Here is a 22,695-nt window from a genome sequence, read left to right on the forward strand (position 1 = left end):
TTATGCTCTTTGTAATTTAAATTTTATTATTTTAGTAAAAACAGCATTTGCTTCCAGCAAGTGCTGTTTTTTCTTCAAATGACCATTTAGGATGAAATACTGACTGTTTATGATTTTCGGCTTGTTATTTGAAGAAAGTGCGCTATAATCTAAGCAGGTTAAGATTGACTTTATAAATGGTTGAAGTCTATTAAAAAAACTTTTAATCAAAAATTTATGTTATAATAACAGTATAATAATGTTTGTGATTTTTGGAAAAAGGTGGTTTGCTATCTCTAATGGCGCTTTTTGGAATGGAGGGCATCTATGAAGTTAGAAATGATAGGCATTAGCAAGAGCTATGGCTCTAAGTCTGTGCTCAAAGATATTTCCTGTGAATTTACTGAGGGAGTCTATGGTTTACTTGGGGCAAATGGTACAGGTAAGACGACCTTGATGAATATCATTTGTGATCTCATAAAGCCGAGCCAAGGAAGGATAAAGTTTGATGACGCCTCGCATGCCGAAGAGTATATCCAGTATCTCGGATTCTTGCCTCAAGATTTTTCTTATTATCATAACTTTACTGGGGTCGATTTCCTTTTATATATGGCTGCTCTTAAGGGAATGACGAAGAAACAAGCCAGAGTAGAGAGTGATAAGTTTTTGAAACTTACTGGTTTATATGATGTTCGGAAAAAGAAGATTGCTTCCTATTCGGGTGGTATGAAGCAAAGACTCGGCATTGCGCAGGCACTTCTCAATAATCCCAAAATATTGATTTTAGATGAGCCAACCGTGGGTCTGGATCCCAAGGAAAGGGTGAAATTCAGAAATATTATCAGTGAGCTATCGGCTGATAAAATCATCCTCTTATCTACCCATATCGTATCGGACGTAGAAGCGATAGCCAAGGAAATCCTAATCCTAAAAGATGGAAACTTTGTGGAGAGAGGAAGTGCCAAGGAACTTCTTTCACTTATCGAGGGGCAAGTTTGGGAATTTCGTGTTTCCGAGCGTGATTGGCAGCGTTTTGCAAAGGATTATGTCATTGTGAATGAGCGGATAGAACCAGGCGGTATCGTCTTGCGGGTTATTAGCGATGATAGTCCTGTCGAAGGGGCGCAACGGATAGTGCCAAGTCTGGAAGATTTGTATATTTATTACTTTAGAGAGGAGGTAAATGGATGATAGCTTTAGTTCCTTTTGAATTGAAAAAATTATTAAAAAAGAAATCAGTTTTAGGTGCAGTCTTGGCTATTATGTTGGTTTTAGCTGGATTGTTTTATGCAAATTTTTTTAATGATGGTCAAATTAGCGGATCTTCAGCTGATCGAATACATGGAAAACAAGCAGTTGTGATCAAACAAAAGATTGCTGAAGAGCATACTGGTTATTTATCGGATGATTTAATGGGTAAAATCGTTAATGACTATGCAGCTAATATGCCCTATTTTAAACAGAATGATTTGTATGATATGTTTTCCTGGTATGCCATTGATCGCCTCGTCTCAAATTCTCAAGAAATTCTAACAGATACCTATAAATCTGACGATGTCTTACATTATGACGGGATTAGCCTCAAGTCGCAAGAAGAGCTGCAGTCTCATTTCCCTTTAAAAACGTTAAAGCTGGGAAATTTTGCTCCTTGGCATAAGTTGTTTAATACCTTAACTGCTGCTTTTAGCTTAATGGTGGTATTTGTGATCTATATTTGCTGCTCTGTTTTCTCAGGTGATCGAGCAAGAAAGATGGATTCATTACTTTTGACAACTAAATATGGTCGCAATCAGTTAACGATTGCAAAAATCTTATCTGTATTTGGAATTGCTATTGTAACATTTGTCCTTATTAATAGCCTTGTTTTGCTGGTGTTTGGGACCTACTTCGGTTGGAGCGGTTGGGATACCAGCGTCCAGATGAACTTGGAGTGGATTTCGACTATTTATAATATTTTGCAATTTCCTGTCCAGATGAATCTCTCAGAATTGTTAATTCGCCTTATCCTATTCCAGTTTGTTGGTTTGCTCTTTATTATTGGGGTGATGGTCCTCATATCTAGTGTGACAAAGTCGCCTCTAGCAACATTTGCGAGTTCTGTAGGAATGTTCTTGGCTCCAGACTTTTTGATGAATATCTTCAGAGATGGTCTGATGAATAAGATACTAACTATTTTTTCAATTTCAACCGATGGAACGGAAGGAATCTTATTGAAACTTTCCAATAGCAAAGGATTCTTCTTCAATGATTTTACCGCAAATGGTGTCAGCGTGATCATGATCCGGCTCTCTCTCATGCTCCTCTGCTGTCTGATGACTTATCGGATCATCCGAAAAAGAGGACTTTAAACTAACTGTTGTCTATTTTAGAAAAGCAGTTCCGCTTTTCTAATGGAATATACAAGGAAAAAAGAGATCACTAATATGGAAAAGAAATTGTTTTTAAAAATTTCTCTGCTTATATCTTTTGTGTTAACGGCAGGAGGTCTATTATTAACACTCTGTAATTATTTATTTTTTAATTATCCGTTTTTAAACCAAACTACGGTAGGTCTAATTGTCTCGTTTTTAATGGTTTTGCTTATATTTTTTTAGTTCTCATCATAGAAATAAGGATTGATTTTTTGATTACTTGAGAATAAAAAGAGAAAAACTGTTAAAGACATTCTTTGAATTTATCCTTTAAAGGAGTTGATTTTATGACGAATACTAGGCGAGCAGTAGTTGCTACGAGCTTAGGTTTCATCTTATTGTTAGCAGTGGGAATTCTACTGCGGATTCGCTTTGGGAGCATGGTCTTTTTGCTAAGTCTATTCTGTTATGCGGAAGCCTTTATCATCTGGTACGCGAAAAGTAAGTCTAAGTCGCAGATCAGTGGCAGTCGGAGTATTGAACTCTTTTGTCTCTATATCAAGCAGTTGAAAATCTTTTATGTCACAATTTTGTGTCTTTCGATTCCTTTCGTTTCCCTGTCTTCTGACCCCACTTATGATTTGTTTTTTGTGCTTGGGTTGTTAGTATTTTCGCTCTTAAGCAATTATATCTTTAGCACTCATGGCATTCAGCCATCTAAAAAAGAGACTGATGTAAAAGATTAATTGTTTTATCTGTAGCAGTTATTCAGCTTGCTGTTTTCTAAAAAAGAAAAGAGGCTGGGACAAAAGTCCTAGCCTCTCAATTGTCTTTGGAATGTCGAGCAAGACGCAGTGGTTGAGTGGGCTCTACTAGGCTGATTTCATCAGCTTTTACAGCCCTACTCAACTGTGCGGAGGGTGGGACGACGAAATCGAATTCTAACGAATTACCGATTTTTTTCCCACTCTCTTTTGTAAAATGTGCAGGCTTAGTGTGCTACACGTTTGCGAGCGGCTTTCTTACGGTTTTCTTCGATGAAAGCTGCTTTTTGTTCCTCAGGTTCGATAACTTTTTTCTTAAAGGCATAGACTGCACCAGCAAGAGCAGCGACAGTACCTGCTACACCTGTAAGAACGCCTTTTCCAAATCCTTTAGCCATGTGATTTCTCCTTTTCTGAACTTTTATTATTTATGTTATAATTAATAGTAACGAAAAATCAAAATTTTTTCAAGGAAAAAAGATGAAAACCAAAATAATTGTGATAGTGGGGCCGACGGCGGTCGGAAAAACGGCTCTGAGTATCGAGGTAGCCAAGCGCTTCAATGGCCAAATTATCAGCGGTGATAGCCAGCAGGTTTATCGTGGCTTGGATATTGGAACGGCTAAGATTCGTCCGGAGGAGCAGGAGGGCATTCCCCATCATCTGCTGGATGTGCGGGAGGTTGGAGAAAGCTACTCGGCCTATGATTTTGTGACTGAGGCGGCTCAGGCTATTCGTGAGATTGAGGCTCAAGGTCAGCTTCCCATCATTTGCGGTGGCACGGGGCTCTATATCCAGAGCTTGCTCGAAGGCTATCATCTGGGCGGCTCTGCCTCTCATGAGGAGATTCTAGCCTATCGGGCGCAGCTGGATACTTGGTCAGATGAGGCTTTGTTTGGGAAAATAGCAGAGCTGGGTATCGAGATTCCACAGATAAATCGACGCAGAGCTATGAGGACGCTGGAAATTGCCCATCTGGGCGGTTCGTTAGAAAACAATCAACCAGACTATGAAGCCCTGCTGATTTGTCTAGATGATGAGCGACAAAAACTTTATGAGCGAATTAATCAGCGAGTAGATCTGATGCTAGAAGCCGAACTTTTAGAAGAAGCCCGCTGGCTGTATGAGCAGGCTCCAACCAGTCAAGCCAGCAAAGGAATCGGCTACAAGGAACTTTTCCCCTACTTTGAAGGCCAGATTAGTCTAGAAGAGGCGGTGGACAAGCTCAAGCAGAATACCCGCCGTTTCGCCAAACGGCAACTGACTTGGTTTCGAAATCGGATGGCCGTGACCTTTTATAAGGTGGGAAATCCAGACTATAAAGAGCAGGTTATGGAAGACATCAGGAAGTTTTTGGACAAGTAGCTGGCTGACCAAGTTTTAGTAAGGATATGAAATGATAGAAACAGAGAAAAAAACAGAGCGTGTCTTTTTGGTCGGTGTGGAACTGGCAGACACAGAAAATTTTGACCTATCCATGGAGGAACTGCAAAGTCTGGCTAAGACTGCAGGGGCTGAGATAGTTGGCTCCTATAGCCAGAAACGGGAAAAGTATGACAGCAAGACCTTTGTCGGATCTGGCAAGTTAGAAGAGATCCGGCAGCTGGTTGATGCCGAGGAGATTTCGACCGTCATTGTCAATAACCGTCTGACACCTCGCCAAAATGTCAATCTGGAGGAAAGCTTGGGAGTCAAGGTCATTGACCGTATGCAGCTGATTTTGGATATTTTTGCCATGAGGGCTAGGAGTCATGAGGGCAAGCTGCAAGTGCATCTGGCCCAGCTCAAATACCTGCTGCCTCGCTTGGTTGGGCAGGGTATTATGCTTAGCCGTCAGGCAGGTGGCATTGGCTCTCGTGGGCCTGGTGAGAGCCAGCTGGAGCTCAATCGACGCAGTGTCCGCAATCAGATTCATGATATTGAGCGCCAGCTCAAGGCTGTCGAGAAAAATCGGGCTACCGTTCGTGAAAAACGGCTGGAATCCAGTATTTTCAAAATCGGTCTCATCGGTTATACCAATGCTGGAAAATCTACGATCATGAACTGCTTGACCAGCAAGAGCCAGTATGAGGCAGACGAACTCTTTGCGACGCTGGATGCTACGACCAAGAACATCAACCTCAGTGGCCAGCTCAATGTCACGCTGACGGACACGGTTGGCTTCATTCAGGATTTGCCGACAGAGCTGGTATCCAGCTTTAAATCCACTCTGGAAGAGAGTAAAAATGTCGATTTGCTAGTCCATGTTATTGACGCCAGCGACCCTCATCATGAGGAGCACGAAAAGACTGTCCTCGACATCATGAAGGAGCTGGATATGCTGGATATTCCCCGGCTGACTCTCTATAACAAAGCAGACAAGGCAGAGGATTTCACCCCGACCCTGACTCCTTATTCTTTGATTTCGGCTAAGGCGGACAATAGCAGAGCTCTTTTGCAGCAAGTCCTGCTGGAGCGGATGAAAGAGTTATTTTTGCCTTTTACCATCAAGGTAGCTCCAGCTAAGGCCTACAAGATTCATGATTTAGAGAAAGTCGCAATTATCGGACATCGAGAATACATAGACGATGTCGAAGCTATTTCAGGCTGGATTGCCGAGAAAAATAAATGGAAACTGGAAGAATTTTATGACTGATTATATTGACTTAGCCCTCAAATACGGCGGTTTTACTAGCCTAGACAGGGTCTACTTAGAGCAAGTGTTGGATGGCCTGACAGAGGAGCAAAAGCGTAGCTTCATCACACCGCCGCCCAGCGTTATCAATGCTTACTTTGCTGAGCTTTATCAAAAGAAAAGTCCGGAAGCCGCGACAGCCTATTTTCTAGAAATTAGCCAAGCGCTGGACTTGTGGAATGCGGAGCCTAGCTTTGTAGAAAGCAAGCCTTTTGTCCGTCTCAATCTGTCTGGCAAGTCCTATGGATTTTGCTATGAGAGTGAAGAAGTCGGCTTGGTCTTCCCTGAAAACCCAGAGCCGGTAACAGCTGACTTGCTTTTCGAAATCGCCCAAGTCTTTCCGCAGTACTTGGTCTACGAAGAGGCTGGGAGAATAAAAATGGTACCTCTCAAAGCTGACTCTCAAGTCGTGGAAAGTCAGGCGCTGACTGCTTTGACCGATTGGCAGCAGCTGGCGGATGGCAGCCAGAGAGTTCTGGGCTACAATCAAGATGAAGTCAGTCAGCTGGCCCAGTCCTATGCTGGCAAAAAATACTATCACTCGCAGAATCGCTCTGCCATGATTTATATCATTTAGAAAGAAAAATATGCAATTACAATTTTTAGGAACCGGAGCCGGTCAGCCTTCCAAGGCTCGCAATGTGTCCAGTCTTGTCCTCAAGCTTTTGGAGGAAATCAATGAAGTCTGGATGTTTGACTGCGGCGAAGGTACCCAGAATCAAATTCTAGAAACTACCATTAAACCTCGTAAGATTTCAAAGATTTTCATTACGCACCTGCACGGCGATCATATTTTCGGCTTGCCAGGTTTCCTCTCTAGCCGAGCTTTTCAGGCTAATGAAGAGCAGACGGATTTAGAAATTTATGGCCCAGTCGGTATCAAGAATTTTGTGATGACGAGCTTGCGCGTGTCTGGTTCCCGCCTGCCTTATCGGATTGATTTTCATGAGTTTGATGAAAACAGTCTGGGAAAGATTCTGGAGACGGACAAGTTTACTGTTTATGCGGATAAGCTAGACCACACGATTTTCTGTGTGGGTTATCGGGTGATGCAGAAAGATTTGGAAGGAACGCTGGATGCGGATAAGTTGCGCGAGGCGGGCGTTCCCTTTGGCCCTCTCTTTGGAAAAGTCAAGAATGGTCAGGACATCGTCCTAGAAGATGGCACCAAAATCATAGCAGCCGATTATATCTCAGCTCCTCGCCCGGGTAAGACCATTACCATTTTGGGTGACACCAGAAAAACCGATTCAAGTGTTCGCTTGGCTGTGGCAGCAGATGTGCTGGTCCATGAAGCGACCTATGGCAAGGGAGATGAAAAGATGGCTCGCAAGCATGGTCATTCTACCAATATGCAAGCCGCAGAGGTAGCCAAAGAAGCTGGTGTCAAACGCCTCCTGCTCAATCATGTTAGCGCGCGTTTCTTATCGAAAGACATTAGCCAAATGCGTCGTGATGCCAGTGCTGTCTTTGAAAATGTCCATGTGGTCAAGGATTTGGAAGAGGTTGAGTTATAATTCTACAGTCTCAGACAGTTTCGTTGAGAGGAAAATAAGATGACAGTTGAAAATCGTTTATTCGATAAAGCTGATTGGTATTTTGAGGATGCCTTAACCAACTATCTTTACAGCTACCAATTACAAAATGAAGAATTGACACAAGATGATTACCGAGAGATTCATTGTTGGGCTGCGAATCATATTGGTTTCTTCGTTACTTGGCTCATCCAGCATGATGCAAAGGAAATGATGACTCCTGATGAAGAAACCGTACTCCAAAGTAAAGTGTCAAAGACGAGCAAACTTTGGGTGTGGATTATCTTCTAGGCTGGTGTGATGGCAAATTGGGAACAATGGATGTCAAAAAGGATTTTCAGGCTTTTGTGAACGATTACTATGAACATCAGTATATGAAGGATTATTCCGAATTTGTAGTCAATGACTTGTACGACCTACCTTTGGAATTTTTAGGTAGCTGGGAGGATTATCATCTTTTTGCTCCGGTCATTGATCAAGCTTATGCTGACTATTTAGCTGGAAAAAGATTTCATTAAATTAACAACACGAAAGGCAGAACAATGCGCACCATCATCATCACAGGGGCCAGCGGTGGGCTGGCTCAGGAAATGGTTCAGCTCTTGCCCCATGACCGACTGATTTTGGTCGGACGGAGCAAGGCTAAGCTGGAAAAACTATATGGAGAAAGGGAAAATCTTGACTTAGTGGAGCTGGATATTACAGACAGCTCAGCTTTGGAAAGATTTGCTGAGCGGATTGACAGACAATACGGGCACGTCGATGTCCTAGTCAATAACGCTGGCTATGGAATTTTTGAGGAATTTGACAAAATCAGCTCAAGCGATATTGAGGCTATGTTTGAAGTCAATACCTTTGCCCTGATGAACCTGTCCCGTATCTTTGGGGCTCGCATGAAGCGGGCAGGCCGAGGCCATATCGTTAATATCGTTAGTATGGCCGGTTTCATTGCCAGTAGCAAGTCTAGTCTTTACTCAGCGACCAAGTTTGCGGCTATTGGCTTTTCTAATGCCCTGCGTTTGGAACTCCTGCCTTTTGGGGTCTATGTCACGACGGTGAATCCAGGTCCTATCAAAACAGCTTTTTTCGATCAGGCAGATCCTGATGGTTCCTATGTGAAAGCAGTAGACAAATATATGCTTGAGCCAGACTTTGTAGCAGGCAAAATTGTCAGTTCCTTTGGCAAAAAGAAGCGGGAAATGAATCTACCAGGGATTCTCAATCTAGCCCACAAGCTCTATACACTTTTTCCAAGAATGGCAGACAAGATGGCAGCCAGTATGTTTAACTATAAGTGAGGTTTTATGACAGCTAATCTACAAGCCTACAAGGCTCATCTGCAGGCGCCTTGGGGTAAACTTCAGTATGATATTGTTTTTGCTTTTCTTAAATCTCTGAAGGGACAGAAAATCCTTGATTTCGGCAGCGGTTTTGGGATTGTGGCTGATTTTCTAGCGGAAAAGAACCAAGTGACCGCCATTGAGCCGAACTCAGAAATGATTGCCGAGCGCAAGCAGGACTTTTATTATGAGCAATTGCAAGGCAGTCTCGAAGTTCTGCAAACATTGCCAGACCAGTCTTTTGATGTCATCATCTGTCATAATGTTTTAGAGTATGTGTCTGAGCCTGCTCTCTATTTGACAGAATTTTCCCGCCTCTTAAAAAAGGACGGCAAAATTTCTCTGGTCAAGCATCACGAGGTTGGGCGCATTATGCATACGGTGGTTTTTGAAAATGACCCAGAAAAGGCCCAGCAGCTTTTGGCAGGTCAGGAATATGAAACCCACAGCATGGGTGCTGCTAAGGTCTATCAGGTTCAGGAAGTGATTTCAGATTTGCCATTAGAAGTTGAGGATTATCAGGGAGTACGGATTTTTTACGGGCTGCAATCCAATGACTACAAAACTGCCCCTGACTGGGCTGAAAAGATGCTTGAGATGGAGCTGGCTGTCTGCAACCAATCACCTTATCGAGACATTGCTGCCTTTCAGCATGTTTGGCTGAGCAAGCGCTAAATCTATTTATTAAGCACATCTTCCTAGGGAGAGTATTTATGGCAGAAAGAAATGTCAGAGAGCCTGAGCAACCGGTCAACTACGCCATGCTCAGTTTGTTTCAGTACCTAGCTTCAATTTTGGTAATTTTGGTCCATTGTCAGCGACTTTTTGAAAATGAAGTTTTACATTTTACTCAGAAAAGCATGTTTGGTCGCATGGCAGTGCCTTTTTTCCTGATTTCATCAGCTTTTATGCTAAAGTCCAGCTTGGCTAAGAAGCAGGAAATGAAGCTGTACATTAAGCGTATTTTGAAGCAGTATCTTTTGTGGAGCGGGATTTATGTTCCTTATGCTTTGGCGTATTTTTGGACCTTGCCAGTTCAAAAACATTTCGCTCCTTTGGCCTTGTTGGCTGGGATTTTGTATATCGGCTTATGTTATCAACTTTGGTACATTCCAGCCTTTCTCTTGGGCCTTTTACTTGTTCACTATGTTTATAGAAAATGGGGTGCTAGAAAGACGGGGATTTTTTTGCTCCTGCTTTATGTAGTGGGATCCATTGAGACATACTACGCTTATTTCTCAAATAGCTGGCTTACCCAGTCATTTGATGCCTATGCTAAAATTTTCTTCACCACCCGAAACGGCCTTTTCTATACTCCCATTTTTATTTACTTAGGCTATCTTCTTTATGATTATCAGCAGTCTAGCATTTTTAGGAAGGATTATGGGAAAAATCTATTTTTATCCGGTCTTCTTTTGCTACTAGATGGGTGGATTGTCTTCATCCATCAGGGAATTGACAAGAACTTCTTTTTGGCTCTGCCCCTCTTTGCTCTATTTCTGGTGAATTGGATTTTGCGTACAAGAATTGGTCAAAACTGGCATCTGTATCACCTTAAAGAATTGAGCGTTTTATATTTCTTTTTGCATCCGATTTTTATAGAATCCTCTTTTTATCTGCTCCAAAAAACCGATTTTGTCAAATGGCAGCAGGGAAGAATTGTATTTTTGCTAACCTTGCTCTTGACTCATCTAAGCGCAGAAGTCATTTTATTGGCTCGGAAGCGCTTGTTCTTAAAGCAAAGACTTACAAAGGGAATGGGATGACGAAAGAAAGCTAGTAAGTCGGATATGACGATCGTAGAAGTCCTAACTGGTAAGCGAAAATCCAGAAAAGTTGTCCTTACTCAAATTTTAATCGAGTGAGAAAGTAAAATATAAAGTGATAGAACAGAAGAAATATTTCGTGCCTTTTTCTTCTGTTCTGTCGCTTTTTCATGTTATAATATTCAGACAAGATTGAACGGAGAAAGTGTTTCACTTATCATGATTAGCTCAAAATATGACTGGCAGTTTGCCACTAATTTTACAGACGAAAAATTTTTAAAAAAGGCCAAGAAAGCCGGATTAGAGCCTGCAGCTGCCAGTCTTCTTTACCAAAGAGGTGTGCAGACTGAAGAGGCCTTACAGGAATTTTTGGAGCCTAGTTTAGATCAGCTTCACGATCCTTATGACCTGCATGATATGGAGCGAGCAGTGGAGCGCATTCGTGCAGCGATTGAGAATTACGAACAGATTTTGATCTATGGTGATTATGATGCTGATGGGATGACCTCGGCATCTATTGTCAAGGAAGCCTTGGAGCAGCTGGGGGCTGAGTGTCAGGTTTATCTGCCCAATCGCTTTACGGACGGCTATGGTCCTAATAGCAGTGTTTACAAGTATTTTATTGAAAATCAAGGCATCTCGCTCATTATTACAGTGGACAATGGAGTGGCGGGCCTTGAAGCGATCGAGCTGGCTCAGTCTCTGGGCGTGGATGTCATCGTGACGGATCACCACTCCATGCCGGAGGAGCTGCCAAATGCCTATGCAATCGTCCATCCGGAACATAGCGGAGCGGATTACCCTTTCAAGCATTTAGCTGGTTGTGGGGTGGCTTTTAAGCTGGCAACAGCCTTGTTGGAAGAAGTCCAAGTCGAACTTTTGGACTTAGTTGCCATTGGCACCATTGCCGATATGGTCAGTCTGACGGGGGAAAATCGGATTTTGGTCAAATACGGCCTTTCCGTCCTCAAAAACACCCAGCGAGTAGGACTTCAAGAACTTTTCAAAATTACAGGCATTCAGCCAGATGAACTGGATGAAGAAACGGTTGGCTTCCAGCTTGCCCCCCGACTCAATGCCTTGGGACGGCTGGATGATCCCAATCCGGCGGTTGAGCTTTTGACTGGCTTTGACGACGAAGAAGCTCGTGACATTGCTCTTATGATCAACCAGAAAAATGACGAGCGCAAGGAAATTGTCCAGCAGATTTATGAAGAAGCACAAACCATGCTGGACCCTAAGAGACCAGTGCAAGTGCTGGCTAAGGAAGGATGGAATCCTGGAGTGCTAGGGATTGTCGCTGGGCGCTTGCTGGAAGAGCTGCACCAGCCAGTCATAGTGCTCAATATCGAGGATGGTATCGCTAAGGGCAGCGCCCGCAGTATTGAAGCGGTCAATATTTTTGAGGCCTTGGACAGTTATCGTGATCTCTTTGTAGCTTTTGGTGGCCATGCTGGAGCAGCTGGAATGACACTTGAAGCAGACAAGCTGGCGGAGCTTGCTGATATCTTGACAGCTTACATCTTAGACAATGATTTGGATTTGACTGGCAAAACAACACTCTATTTAGACGAGGAGTTGCAGCTGCCAGAACTGACCCTTGATACACTCAAAAGCTTTGAAAAACTGGCGCCTTTTGGCATGGACAATAAGAAGCCACTTTTTTACCTCAAGGATTTTAAAGTGGATAATGCTCGGACTATGGGGGCTGGCAATAGCCATCTCAAGCTGAAAATTTCTCAGGAAGACGCATCTTTTGAAGTAATAGCTTTTGGGCAAGGAAGCCTGGCGACAGAGTTTGCCCAGACCAAGAATTTGGAGCTAGCTGTCAGCCTCTCTGTCAATAAATGGAATGGACAGACCAGTCTCCAGCTCATGCTGGTAGATGCCCGTGTGGACGGTGTTCAGCTTTTCAATATCCGCAGCAAAAATGCGACGCTGCCTGACAAGGTTCCTGTCTTGCGTTTCACAGAGGAATTACCGGATTTGGCAAATAGCAGAGCAGTTGTGGTTTATGACCTGCCTGATGATTTGCAGGTCCTGAAGAAGATTCTTCAGTCTCAGGATTTCGAAGCGATTTACTTTAAGAATGAGATTGCCAAGCCTTACTATCTGACTGGTTATGGCAACCGTGAGCAGTTTGCCAAACTCTACAAAACTATCTATCAGTTCCCCGATTTTGATGTTCGCTATAAGCTCAAGGATCTAGCAGCTTACCTGAAAATCGACCCCATTCTCTTGATTAAAATGATTCAGATTTTTGAAGAACTGGGTTTTGTCAGCATCACAGAAGGCGTCATGAAAGTCAATAAGGAAGCTGAAAAGAAAGAAATTGACAGCAGTCACATTTACCAAGACCTCAAGCGCCTAGTCAAAGAACAAGAACTCATGGCATTGGGTACCGTGCAGGAGATTTATGACTATCTCATGAGTAAATAAGCGACAAACCTCCTTATTTTACAAATATTTTATATGTTAAAATATTTGATAGTCTGCTACAGCCTTTTTGAATAAAACATGGTATAATAGAGAGTAAAAATTTTTTTGAAAGAAAGAACATTATGAATTTAAAAGATTATATTGCAACTATTGAAAACTACCCAACGGAAGGGATTCTCTTCCGTGATATTAGCCCTTTGATGGCTGATGGAAATGCCTATAGCTACGCTGTGCGTGAAATTGTACAGTATGCGACTGACAAGGAAATTGACATGATCGTTGGTCCAGAAGCGCGTGGCTTTATCGTAGGCTGTCCAGTTGCCTTTGAATTAGGAGTTGGTTTTGCTCCTGTTCGTAAGCCTGGCAAACTTCCTCGTGAAGTTATCTCAGCTGACTATGAAAAAGAGTATGGTGTAGATACTCTGACTATGCATGCGGATGCAATCAAACCTGGTCAACGCGTTCTGATTGTCGATGACCTTCTTGCGACTGGTGGAACAGTTAAGGCGACCATTGAAATGATTGAGCGCCTTGGCGGAGTTGTTGCTGGTTGTGCCTTCCTCATCGAGTTGGATGAGCTCAAGGGTCGCGAAGCAATCGGCGATTATGACTACAAAGTATTGATGCACTACTAAAGATATAGCTTATTACTATATCTAGTTAGAGAAAAAGTATAATTGAAAACTATATCTCCTTTGAGTATAATAGGTATATTAAACAAAAGGAGATACTTTCATGCCTATCAAGATTGATAAGAAGCTTCCCGCAGTTGAAATTTTAAGCTCTGAGAATATCTTTGTCATGGATGATGACCGGGCAGATCATCAGGATATCCGTCCCTTGAATATCTTGATACTCAATCTTATGCCCCAGAAAATGGTGACGGAAACTCAGATTTTGCGTCATTTGGCCAATACGCCCTTGCAGCTGACTATTGAGTTTCTTTATATGACTTCTCATACGTCAAAGACTACCCAAGTGGAACATATGCAAACCTTTTACAAGACTTTTGATGAGGTCAAGCATCGTTTCTTTGATGGCTTGATTATCACAGGAGCGCCAGTAGAGCATCTGCCCTTTGAGGCGGTAGACTATTGGGAGGAATTCCAGCAGGTGATTGAATGGTCCAAGACTCATGTCTTTTCGACTTTGCATATCTGCTGGGGAGCTCAGGCCGGCCTTTATGCCCGCTATGGCGTGGATAAGCACCAGATGGAAGAGAAACTTTCGGGTGTTTACGAGCAGTCGGCTCCAAGCAATAATCTACTTTTCAGAGGTTTTGATGATGAATTTATCACACCTCATTCAAGGCATACAGAAGTACTGAAAGAAGACATTCTGAATCTGACTAATCTAGAGATTCTCTCTGAGGGAGAAAAGACTGGCTTGTCTGTTTTGGCGAGCCGAGACTTGCGAGAGGTGTATAGCTTTGGTCACATGGAATACGACCGTGATACCCTTGCCAAGGAGTATTTCCGTGACTTGGAAGCGGGCAAGGATCCTCATATTCCTGAGAATTACTTCAAGAATGATGATGTGAATGCGACACCTTGTCTGCGCTGGAGTTTGGCGGCAGCTCTCTTTTTCAGTAACTGGGTCAATTATGCAGTCTATCAAGAAACGCCATTTGATTGGCAAAGTCCAGAGAATGATGCATCCTTCTTTGCTTATTTATAAAGAGGTACTATGACTTATTTAGCAGCTTACAAAAACGGCAACTTGGTTCTTCCAAGTGCCCTCTTTTTGCATTTTAAAGACATTTTTGATTCCAGCGATGATTTTTTGGTCTGGCAGTTTTTTTATTTGCAAAATACCACCTCATTGGAGGAGTTTGCACCTAGTCAGATTGCGGAGCATATTGGCAAGACCTTATCCGAGGTCAATCGTTCCATGTCTCATCTGACAGAAAAAGGCTTGCTCCAGTACAGAACCATCGAACTGAATGGGGAAATTGAGGCGATTTTTGATGCTTCACCAGCCTTAGAAAAGCTAGATGAGCTTTTGGAGACTTCTAGTCCTACTGGGTCAACGTCTACATCTGATGGCAATCTTCTCAAGGAACTGGTCGAAACATTCCAGCAAGAGTTGGGGCGTCTTTTGACTCCATTTGAAATCGAGGATTTGACCAAGACTATTAAGGACGATCAAACCAATCCAGATTTGGTCAAGGCTGCTTTACGCGAAGCGGTTTTCAATGGTAAGCCTAATTGGAAATATATCCAGGCCATCTTGCGAAATTGGCGGCGAGAAGGCATTACAACCCAAGCTCAAGTAGAAGCCAAACGGGCGGAACGTGAAGCAAGCAATCCACAGAATGTAACGGTTTCGGATGATTTCCTCAATGCCATGAATTTGTGGAAGGACTAGTTACAAGTAAGTGTGGTGGGGCTGTGCGAAATTTTTAATGTTTTGCTTTTCTTTCTACTATCTAGTTTCAGATTTAAAGAGCTTCAAGTCATTATAAATAGTTCCAACTCTGAGTTATTGCTCAGCAACCGCTGGCCATTGAACAGTTATCAACCATATTAATAGTCTCTTAACATAATAAGGCGAGACTGAAACATTTTTGTTTCAGTCTCTTTTTGTTTAAGAACCTATGATTTTGAGGAATGTGATATAATGAAAAGGTATGTTGGTAATTCTATAAATAAAAGGAGAAGCGAAGATGGGACAAATTAAATCAAACACTATTTCAGCTGGATCTGCTATCAGCGAGCTAGTTGGAGTTGATACCAGCAATGCACAAAATCAACAAGTTGAATTTTTCTATACAACAGGGATTGCTGGAATGGAAGCTGGCCGTCAAGCCTGCAATCAAATGCTGCAGGCTATCAGTGACTTCAGTTCGGCCGTCTTAACTCAGGCCAATAAATTTCCAGAAATTGCTGCAAAAATTGAGAAACGCGATATAGAGCAGGCTAAGCGCTGGGAGAGTTGAGATGAAGGCAGATAAAAGCGAAAAAGAACGCCAGGAACTTTACGAAAAAATTCTCAAAGTTGATCAAAAAGAAGATAAATTTATGGCTCTCAAACATCAATACGAAGATTCTCTAGTAAATTTTGCGACGGATTTCCAATATTTGACGAATCGAATGGAAAATCTACTTTATGAGTATCCGCAAAATACTGCTTCCCTCAGTCGTGATTTAGCAGAGACTCACCATCTTAATCAACAGGTTAAGAACTATGTGGGGGTGCAGATGGATGAACTAGAAAAGCTCGGTCGTCAAACAAGAAAGACTCTGGAAGAAGAGCGAGAAAAACTGACCAAAGAAAGGAATAGTCTGCCATGGGAGTGAAATATAGTGCAACAGATTCAGCACAGCTTATCCAAGCGATGACTAGCAACCTGCAGGTAGCTAATCAGGTGACCGATCGTCTATCTAGTGGCTGCGATCACCTGATTGCCTCTTTGGAGTCGGGTGAGCTGCAGGGAGCGGCTTATACAGCGGGAAAAGGCTTATTTACAGAAATTATAATCCCTGCTATCAAAAAGCTGCAAGCTGCTATTGATGATATTCAGGAGGAGCTGAATTCTTATAAATATGCTGACTCCACCGTATCTGAGTATGGGATACTGGATCTTGACTTGCTGAAAGAACAGTTGGAAACAAAACAGGAGATGCTAGAGAAAACTCAAGCTCAGCTGGCAGAGTATCAATTTCTATTTCGCCGGATTATTGATGGACTTACAGGGGAATTAGCTGACAATCTGTCCAAGACGAATGCTCTGACAGTGCTGGAAAACCAGCTAAATATCGGCATTCGGGAAATTCAGGAAAAAATTGACAAGCTGGAATGGTTTGTGGCAGATGTTTCAAAATACTTTACAGACAGTCTAGAAATTTTGAGACTAGCTATTCAAGGAGCAGTGTCATTGAGTCAAATCACAATTGATGCAGAAGGAAACTACTATACAAATGGTGCGGACATGTCTTGGGTTTCAAAACTGAAAAATGAAGAAATTCGTACTTATGGAAGAGGAGTAGATCCTAAGATTTCTTTGATTAATCAGAGTATCAGAGAATTGATGCTGCCTGATGAAGCAGCGGCTTACTATCGTAAACAATTGCTGGCCTACTTAGAGGGGAAACCTTCTAGCGACTGGCCAATCTTGATTCAAGAATTCAATCAATCTTTACGCTTTGATCATGAGGGGAATATACTGACTTTTATACCTACCAAAGTTAGTGATGTCCCAGTTGTTGGTGAAGTGTGGGTTGTTCTAAAAAATGGTAATTTTGATGAAGAATACACTCAGCGTCTGAATGATGAGCGAGGGGGGCAATTCTGGGAAAGTATCCGAGAAAATGCGGCAGAGTTCTTAGCGGGCCTAGGAAGTATTGCCCTTGGTGCTATGATTGATACAATAAGCTTAGGAGGAGGGGCGGCAGGCTTAGTAGTTTCTATACCAAGTTTTGGGACTTTAACTATTCCCATAGAAACAGCGGCAGCGGCTGGTTTTGCGACAGGAGCGACGATAATTGCTGGTGGCACATATGCCATTAATGATGCTATTATCAAGACTTGGACAGCCAATGCTAGTTTAAATGTCAGCTTTGCCCAAAGTTACGACAGCTGGCAGGCGACTAAACCGACGAGTAAGACTTTTGGAAAAAAAGTTTCTGGACGAGTTAAAGGTAAAAAGCTTGATAACATTCGAGTTGATGCCGAGCCAAATAGTGGGAAAATCCAAGTTCAGTCAGGGAGTGGAAAGTCAGGTTATGACCTCGACATAGATATCAAAGCTTCAACTATTTCAAGCAGAAAGGATATTGTAGAATGGGTAAATAAACAGTCTGAACTAAAAGGACTTGGTCAAGGTGCAAAAGAGGAAATTATCAAAAATATGTGGAAAGCATTTAACTGGTTGATGCAATAAGGAGTGAATAATGAAATTATACTTAAAAGGTGATTATACAAAAAGAGTACCTTATGGTTATTTGGAACTAGCTGGAAAAATGTGGTTTCCAGAAGAAAAGCAAGTTTCTTACTCAAATGCTGGGAATAATGATGCATTACAAGAGGATTTTTCTGTAAATTTATCCTTGAGGAAAAGTACTGCAGATAAGCGATGGTCTAGTGTCCCCCTAAAGGAAGGGGTACGAAGACTCTTTTCACATCTTAACGAATGTATTGAGATAGAGTTTGAAGATGCGTTTGCTACGGATTATAATGAAAAGGGAGACTATCTCCGTATTTTAACCACCCATCTAGAAGTTTTGACAGTTGATAAACGAGCCATGTACATTATGGCGCTTGAGATTGCAAAGGTGATTGATGGGCAAATTAGCGAGGATAATAAGAAGACATGGCTAACAGTCGAGGAATTTAAGAAAAAGCACGAGGCTATTCTATCTCTGACTTTTGAAGAAGCAAATGAACGAAGTTTGATTGAAATTCAAACGATGGATGTTGTAGACGACCCTCTTTGGGAGGAAGAAGCTGCTCGTCGAAAAGAATATATACTAGAACATGGAGGCGATATCTCAGATTTATGAGACTATATATCAAAGGCGATTACACCAAAGAAATTCCGTTTGATTACTTAGAACTAGCGAAAAGGATTTGGTTTGAGGAAAAAGATGGAATAGAGCCGGATTTGTCGTATGCTGGGTATCTAGATTTACCAATTGAGAAACTTTCTATTCACTTAGAATTAGACAAGAAAACTCATGATGATAGGTGGAAAAGTGTTCAGATTAAGGAAGGGATAAAATATGATTTTTTATCCCATAAGTCAGAATATATACAGTTAGACTATGAAGATGCTATCATGTCGGATTTTCGTGAAAAAGGTGAATGTTTAAGAATTGCTTCTAAGCACCTTGATCTTCTCACTGTTGATAAACGAGCTATGTATATTATGGCACTCGAAATTGCGACTGCGATTGATGGGAAAATTAGTGAAGATGATAAGAAAACATGGCTAACAGTCGAGGAATTCAAGGAAAAGCACCAAGATATCTTATCTTTGACTTTTGATGAAGCAAATGAGATGAGCTTAGAAGAAATTCAGACGATTGACGCTATTGACGAACCCATCTGGGAAGAATTGGATAAGAAGCGTGAAGAATACATAGCTATCCATGGCGAACGTGTTTATGACGATGAGGACGACGAGTGAGAATTTATATTAAAAGTGATTTTACGAAAAAAATAGACTTCACAACTAGAGAGCTTGTTTGGAAAATGTGGTTTAAGGAATGGAATGGTCATCCTATTACATACTCAAATGTTGGTGATGATGCCATGTTACAAGATGATTTTTACTTTGTAGTAAGCTTTGATAAATGGCGTTTTTGTGACTCTAGATGGAATAATATTCCCTCTTATGATTTAAAAAATCCGTGGAATTCCTTTAAATATGAAAACATATCCCTTGAATTTGAAAAAACTTTCATTACAGAGTGGAGAGAACGTGGAGATTATCTACGTATCGCAACATCCCATATAGATGTTTTAACCGTAGATAAACGTGCTATGTATATTATGGCAGTTGAAGTTGTAGGTGCAATTGATGGGAAAATCAGCGAAGATGACAAAGAGACCTGGATGGATGTAGAGACTTTTAAGGAGCTACATAAGGATGTTCTTTCACTGACTTATGATGAAGCGGTTGAAATTAGTTTGGAAGAATTAAAGACAATGGTGCCAGTAAGAGATCCTTTATGGGAAGAAGAAGAGCGCCTTCGTGAAGAATATATACAAATCCATGGTGAACGTGTTTATGACGACGAGGAAGACGAGTGAGACTATATATCAAAGGCGATTACACCAAAGAAATTCCGTTTGATTATTTAGAACTAGCGAAAAAGATGTGGTTTGAATCTAAAGATGGTAAGCCAGTAGATTTTTCTTATTTTGGAAATACTCGCCCATTTAAAACAGACCCAACTATTCACTTAAAATTAAATAAGTGGATGCATGATAATAGATGGAATAATGTTCAGTTGAAAGAAGGGATTACCAATAAATTTGGGAGTCATGTATATGAAAATCTTGAATTAGATTACGAAGATAATCCAGCAACAGACTATCGAGAAAAAGGAGACTGTCTACGTTTAGCTTCTACCCACCTTGACCTTCTCACTGTTGATAAACGTGCCTTCTATATTATGGCGATTGAAATTGCGACTGCGATTGATGGTCAGATTAGCGAAGATGATAAAGAGAGCTGGTTAAGTGTGGAGGAATTTAAAAATCGGCATGAAGATATCCTTTCAATGAGTTATGAACAGGCTAATGAGTTGAGTCTTGAAGAAATTCCGTTTATGGACGATGTGAGAGACCCAGTTTGGGAAGAAGACGACCGCAGGAATGAAGAATACATCAAAATCCATGGAGAAGTGGAGTTAGACGACGAGGAAGACGAGTGAGACTATATCTTAAAGGCAACTACGAAACTAGTATCTATCAGGCCTGTATGGAATATCCTTGGAAAATGTGGTTCAAGGAACGTAAGGGAGTGAAAGTTGGTTTTTCTTACGCACGTGATGATGACTTTTATTTTAGCGTTAGTTTGGACAAATTTTCTTCAAATGATGAGCGTTGGGGAATAGCTGATTTTAGAATAGGAGATAATCCATGGAATTCATTTAAATATGAGTATCTAATATTGGATTTTGAAGATTCTTATGAAAGTGATGGGCGAGAAAAAGGAGACTATCTTCGAATAATCACGACTCATAAGGATATTCTAACGGTTGATAAGCGAGCTCTCTATATCATGGCGATTGAAGTAGCATCTGTCATTGACGGTCAAATCAGCGAAGACGACAAAGAAACATGGCTGAGTATTGAAGAATTTAAAACGAAACATGCAGCCCTGCTGAATTTGACCTACGACGAAGCAGTCGATATTAGTTTAGAAGAGATAAAGGTTATGAAAGCCATTGACGAGCCACTCTGGAAAGAATTGGATAGGAAGCGCGAGGAGTATATCCAAATCCATGGTGAACGAGTTTACGACGATGAGGAAGAAGATTGAGAATTTATATTAAAGGTGATTATACAAAAAAGATACCTTATGGTTATCTAGAGCTTGCTGGTAAAATGTGGTTCCCAGAAGATGAGCAAATTTCTTACTCAAATGCTGGGAACAATGATGCATTACAAGAAGATTTTTTCTCAAATTTATCCTTGAGGAAAGGCACTTTCGATAAGAGGCGGGTGTTGCTTATAATGTTGAAGGGGATTCCTTTACTCCTCTTACTATTGAGAAAAAACTCACTATTCTATAAGTGTTAAACGATTTGATGGGGAAGCTTAATTTAGATAGAAGGTACAAATGACTAAAACAAAATAATTTCACTTGATGATACAGAAATGATATACTGAGTAGAAGAATGTTTAGAAAAGAGTAAGCAATGCAAAAAAAGACTATTTCCCAGCGCTTGGAGCGAGTAGCTGCTTTTGTGCCAGATGGGGCAAAGTTGCTGGATGTTGGGAGCGATCACGCCTATCTGCCTATTTACCTGATTCAGCAGGGACGGATTGAGAAGGCTCTGGCCGGTGAAGTGGTAGAGGGGCCTTTTCAGTCTGCCCAGAAAAATGTGGCAGAGCATGGGCTGACGGAGCAGATTGAGGTTCGCTTGGCCAATGGTCTGGCGGCTTTTGATGCGGAGGATCAGATTGACACCATCGTTATCGCTGGTATGGGTGGTCGCTTGATTTCAGAGATTTTGGAAAATGGCAGAGCGAAACTTGCGTCTGTTTCCCGCTTGATTTTGCAGCCCAATAATCGAGAGGATGAGCTCCGCAGCTGGCTGGTATCCAACGGCTTTCGTTTGCTGGCTGAGGATATCTTAGAAGAGGCTGGTAAGTTTTACGAAATCCTAGTGGCAGAAGCAGGCCAGCAAACTTTGACGGAGCAAGAAAAACGCTTTGGTCCTTTCCTGTTAGAACAGCAATCGCCAGTTTTTCGGAAAAAATGGCAGAAAGAACTGAAGAAATTCGAAGAAGCTCTAGCCCATATCCCAGAAAAGAATCATCTAGAACGCTCTGCTATGTCCAAAAAAATCGAAAGTATCAAGGAGGTACTCCATGTTAGCAAGTGAAATCATCGCCCGTTATGAAGCATACTGCCCGCAAGAACTGTCTATGGAGGGCGACATTTCAGGCCTGCAAATCGGGACCTTGGCCAAAGAAGTGGACAAGGTTCTGGTAGCGCTGGATATTCGTGAGCAGACGGTGGCGGAGGCTATCGAGGTAGGTGCTGGACTGATTATTGTTAAGCATGCGCCTATTTTTCGTCCGCTCAAGGACCTAGTGGCGGATAAGGCTCAAAATCAGATGATTTTAGACCTCATCAAGCATGATATTGCTGTCTATGTCAGCCATACTAATATTGATGTCGTGGAGGACGGACTTAACGACTGGTTCTGTCAGCTTCTGGAAATTGAGGAGACAAGTTTTCTCAGTCAGACAAGGCCAGAACACGGTATTGGTCGCGTAGGGAATATTGCTCCTCAGACCTTTGGGGACTTTGCGGCTAAGGTCAAGGAAACTTTTGGACTAGATTGTTTGCGTCTGGTCACTTATGAAGAAGCGGATCTCGAACGCGTGATTGAGCGTGTAGCTATTTGTGGCGGCAGTGGTCAGTCCTTCTATCCAGAGGCCATTGCCAAGGGAGCGCAGGTCTACATTACAGGTGATATTTACTATCATACAGCTCAGGAAATGCTGACAGAAGGGCTTTTAGCTCTGGATCCTGGACACCATATCGAGGTTCTTTTTACGGAAAAATTGAAAGAAAAGTTTGATCTTTGGAAGGTAGAAGAAGGCTGGGAGATTGAGATTCTGGCTAGTCAGGCTTTGACCAATCCTTTCCGACATATTTAAGAGG

28 protein-coding genes are annotated in these 22,695 nt (G+C 41.9%); 27 read left to right on the forward strand and 1 reads right to left on the reverse strand.

Annotation, left to right across the window (positions count from 1 at the left end):
* The first annotated feature begins 306 nt into the window (after nucleotides 1-306).
* The 3 genes from O3651_RS02435 to O3651_RS02445 all read left to right on the forward strand — a co-directional run bounded on the left by O3651_RS02435 (nucleotide 307) and on the right by O3651_RS02445 (nucleotide 3,076).
* On the forward strand, nucleotides 307-1,170 hold the full coding sequence (locus tag O3651_RS02435; RefSeq protein ID WP_371609451.1) for an ABC transporter ATP-binding protein: 864 nt from the start codon (nucleotides 307-309) through the stop codon (nucleotides 1,168-1,170).
* Nucleotides 1,167-2,327, forward strand: a complete 1,161-nt coding sequence (locus O3651_RS02440) for an ABC transporter permease subunit (protein WP_371609452.1) — start codon at nucleotides 1,167-1,169, stop codon at nucleotides 2,325-2,327. Before O3651_RS02435 ends, O3651_RS02440 begins: the two co-directional genes overlap by 4 nt.
* Before the next feature lie 350 nt (nucleotides 2,328-2,677).
* Nucleotides 2,678-3,076, forward strand: coding sequence for a hypothetical protein (locus tag O3651_RS02445; protein WP_371609453.1), 399 nt, complete (start codon nucleotides 2,678-2,680; stop codon nucleotides 3,074-3,076).
* A gap of 245 nt (nucleotides 3,077-3,321) precedes the next feature.
* Here the strand turns inward: O3651_RS02445 and O3651_RS02450 are convergent, their stop codons facing one another.
* On the reverse strand, nucleotides 3,322-3,492 hold the full coding sequence (locus O3651_RS02450; protein ID WP_005590510.1) for a DUF3042 family protein: 171 nt from the start codon (nucleotides 3,490-3,492) through the stop codon (nucleotides 3,322-3,324).
* 82 nt (nucleotides 3,493-3,574) lie between these two features.
* Between O3651_RS02450 and miaA the strand changes: the two genes are divergently transcribed.
* From miaA to O3651_RS02570, 24 genes are all read left to right on the forward strand, one after another.
* Entirely contained in the window at nucleotides 3,575-4,459 is an 885-nt protein-coding gene (gene miaA, locus O3651_RS02455) for a tRNA (adenosine(37)-N6)-dimethylallyltransferase MiaA (RefSeq protein ID WP_371609454.1), read from the forward strand.
* 31 nt (nucleotides 4,460-4,490) lie between these two features.
* Nucleotides 4,491-5,729, forward strand: a complete 1,239-nt coding sequence (hflX, locus tag O3651_RS02460; protein WP_371609455.1) for a GTPase HflX — start codon at nucleotides 4,491-4,493, stop codon at nucleotides 5,727-5,729.
* Nucleotides 5,722-6,345 (forward strand): cystathionine beta-lyase, encoded by a 624-nt coding sequence (locus O3651_RS02465; RefSeq protein WP_371609456.1) that lies wholly within the window; start codon nucleotides 5,722-5,724, stop codon nucleotides 6,343-6,345. The genes hflX and O3651_RS02465 overlap by 8 nt, the downstream gene beginning before the upstream one ends.
* 10 nt (nucleotides 6,346-6,355) lie before the next feature.
* Nucleotides 6,356-7,285: a ribonuclease Z gene (gene rnz / locus O3651_RS02470; RefSeq protein WP_371609457.1), complete on the forward strand. Its 930-nt coding sequence runs from the start codon at nucleotides 6,356-6,358 to the stop codon at nucleotides 7,283-7,285.
* Between the two features lie 39 nt (nucleotides 7,286-7,324).
* A complete protein-coding gene (locus tag O3651_RS02475) occupies nucleotides 7,325-7,594 on the forward strand; it encodes a hypothetical protein (RefSeq protein WP_371609458.1) in 270 nt (89 codons plus the stop codon).
* Nucleotides 7,579-7,821, forward strand: a complete 243-nt coding sequence (locus O3651_RS02480; RefSeq protein WP_371609459.1) for a 7,8-dihydro-8-oxoguanine-triphosphatase — start codon at nucleotides 7,579-7,581, stop codon at nucleotides 7,819-7,821. The genes O3651_RS02475 and O3651_RS02480 overlap by 16 nt, the downstream gene beginning before the upstream one ends.
* A gap of 24 nt (nucleotides 7,822-7,845) precedes the next feature.
* The gene (locus O3651_RS02485) at nucleotides 7,846-8,601 is read left to right on the forward strand and encodes an SDR family NAD(P)-dependent oxidoreductase (RefSeq protein ID WP_371609460.1); all 756 of its coding nucleotides are present in this window, start codon (nucleotides 7,846-7,848) and stop codon (nucleotides 8,599-8,601) included.
* A gap of 6 nt (nucleotides 8,602-8,607) precedes the next feature.
* The gene (locus O3651_RS02490; protein WP_371609461.1) at nucleotides 8,608-9,318 is read left to right on the forward strand and encodes a class I SAM-dependent methyltransferase; all 711 of its coding nucleotides are present in this window, start codon (nucleotides 8,608-8,610) and stop codon (nucleotides 9,316-9,318) included.
* Between the two features lie 38 nt (nucleotides 9,319-9,356).
* Nucleotides 9,357-10,409: an acyltransferase family protein gene (locus O3651_RS02495; RefSeq protein WP_371609462.1), complete on the forward strand. Its 1,053-nt coding sequence runs from the start codon at nucleotides 9,357-9,359 to the stop codon at nucleotides 10,407-10,409.
* 219 nt (nucleotides 10,410-10,628) lie between these two features.
* The gene (gene recJ, locus O3651_RS02500) at nucleotides 10,629-12,848 is read left to right on the forward strand and encodes a single-stranded-DNA-specific exonuclease RecJ (RefSeq protein ID WP_371609482.1); all 2,220 of its coding nucleotides are present in this window, start codon (nucleotides 10,629-10,631) and stop codon (nucleotides 12,846-12,848) included.
* 122 nt (nucleotides 12,849-12,970) lie between these two features.
* On the forward strand, nucleotides 12,971-13,483 hold the full coding sequence (locus tag O3651_RS02505) for an adenine phosphoribosyltransferase (RefSeq protein ID WP_005590499.1): 513 nt from the start codon (nucleotides 12,971-12,973) through the stop codon (nucleotides 13,481-13,483).
* Between the two features lie 100 nt (nucleotides 13,484-13,583).
* On the forward strand, nucleotides 13,584-14,525 hold the full coding sequence (gene metA, locus O3651_RS02510; RefSeq protein ID WP_314044331.1) for a homoserine O-succinyltransferase: 942 nt from the start codon (nucleotides 13,584-13,586) through the stop codon (nucleotides 14,523-14,525).
* A gap of 9 nt (nucleotides 14,526-14,534) precedes the next feature.
* Nucleotides 14,535-15,215, forward strand: coding sequence for a DnaD domain protein (locus O3651_RS02515; protein WP_371609463.1), 681 nt, complete (start codon nucleotides 14,535-14,537; stop codon nucleotides 15,213-15,215).
* 298 nt (nucleotides 15,216-15,513) lie between these two features.
* On the forward strand, nucleotides 15,514-15,786 hold the full coding sequence (locus tag O3651_RS02520) for a TIGR04197 family type VII secretion effector (RefSeq protein WP_313963627.1): 273 nt from the start codon (nucleotides 15,514-15,516) through the stop codon (nucleotides 15,784-15,786).
* A gap of 1 nt (nucleotide 15,787) precedes the next feature.
* On the forward strand, nucleotides 15,788-16,147 hold the full coding sequence (locus O3651_RS02525) for a cingulin (protein ID WP_371609464.1): 360 nt from the start codon (nucleotides 15,788-15,790) through the stop codon (nucleotides 16,145-16,147).
* A complete protein-coding gene (locus tag O3651_RS02530; protein ID WP_371609465.1) occupies nucleotides 16,138-17,730 on the forward strand; it encodes a virulence protein in 1,593 nt (530 codons plus the stop codon). The genes O3651_RS02525 and O3651_RS02530 overlap by 10 nt, the downstream gene beginning before the upstream one ends.
* A gap of 10 nt (nucleotides 17,731-17,740) precedes the next feature.
* Complete coding sequence (locus O3651_RS02535; RefSeq protein WP_371609466.1) at nucleotides 17,741-18,349, forward strand: hypothetical protein; 609 nt, start codon at nucleotides 17,741-17,743, stop codon at nucleotides 18,347-18,349.
* A complete protein-coding gene (locus O3651_RS02540; protein ID WP_371609467.1) occupies nucleotides 18,346-18,975 on the forward strand; it encodes a hypothetical protein in 630 nt (209 codons plus the stop codon). The genes O3651_RS02535 and O3651_RS02540 overlap by 4 nt, the downstream gene beginning before the upstream one ends.
* Complete coding sequence (locus O3651_RS02545) at nucleotides 18,972-19,601, forward strand: hypothetical protein (protein ID WP_371609468.1); 630 nt, start codon at nucleotides 18,972-18,974, stop codon at nucleotides 19,599-19,601. The genes O3651_RS02540 and O3651_RS02545 overlap by 4 nt, the downstream gene beginning before the upstream one ends.
* Complete coding sequence (locus O3651_RS02550; RefSeq protein ID WP_371609469.1) at nucleotides 19,598-20,227, forward strand: hypothetical protein; 630 nt, start codon at nucleotides 19,598-19,600, stop codon at nucleotides 20,225-20,227. Before O3651_RS02545 ends, O3651_RS02550 begins: the two co-directional genes overlap by 4 nt.
* Entirely contained in the window at nucleotides 20,224-20,838 is a 615-nt protein-coding gene (locus O3651_RS02555; protein WP_371609470.1) for a hypothetical protein, read from the forward strand. The genes O3651_RS02550 and O3651_RS02555 overlap by 4 nt, the downstream gene beginning before the upstream one ends.
* Entirely contained in the window at nucleotides 20,835-21,098 is a 264-nt protein-coding gene (locus O3651_RS02560; protein ID WP_371609471.1) for a hypothetical protein, read from the forward strand. Before O3651_RS02555 ends, O3651_RS02560 begins: the two co-directional genes overlap by 4 nt.
* Nucleotides 21,099-21,217: 119 nt before the next feature.
* Nucleotides 21,218-21,907, forward strand: a complete 690-nt coding sequence (locus O3651_RS02565; protein WP_371609472.1) for a tRNA (adenine(22)-N(1))-methyltransferase TrmK — start codon at nucleotides 21,218-21,220, stop codon at nucleotides 21,905-21,907.
* The gene (locus O3651_RS02570) at nucleotides 21,894-22,691 is read left to right on the forward strand and encodes a Nif3-like dinuclear metal center hexameric protein (RefSeq protein WP_371609473.1); all 798 of its coding nucleotides are present in this window, start codon (nucleotides 21,894-21,896) and stop codon (nucleotides 22,689-22,691) included. Before O3651_RS02565 ends, O3651_RS02570 begins: the two co-directional genes overlap by 14 nt.
* Nucleotides 22,692-22,695 lie beyond the last annotated feature (4 nt).

Source organism: Streptococcus sp. 27098_8_73 (genome assembly GCF_041432495.1).
Lineage (GTDB): Bacteria > Bacillota > Bacilli > Lactobacillales > Streptococcaceae > Streptococcus.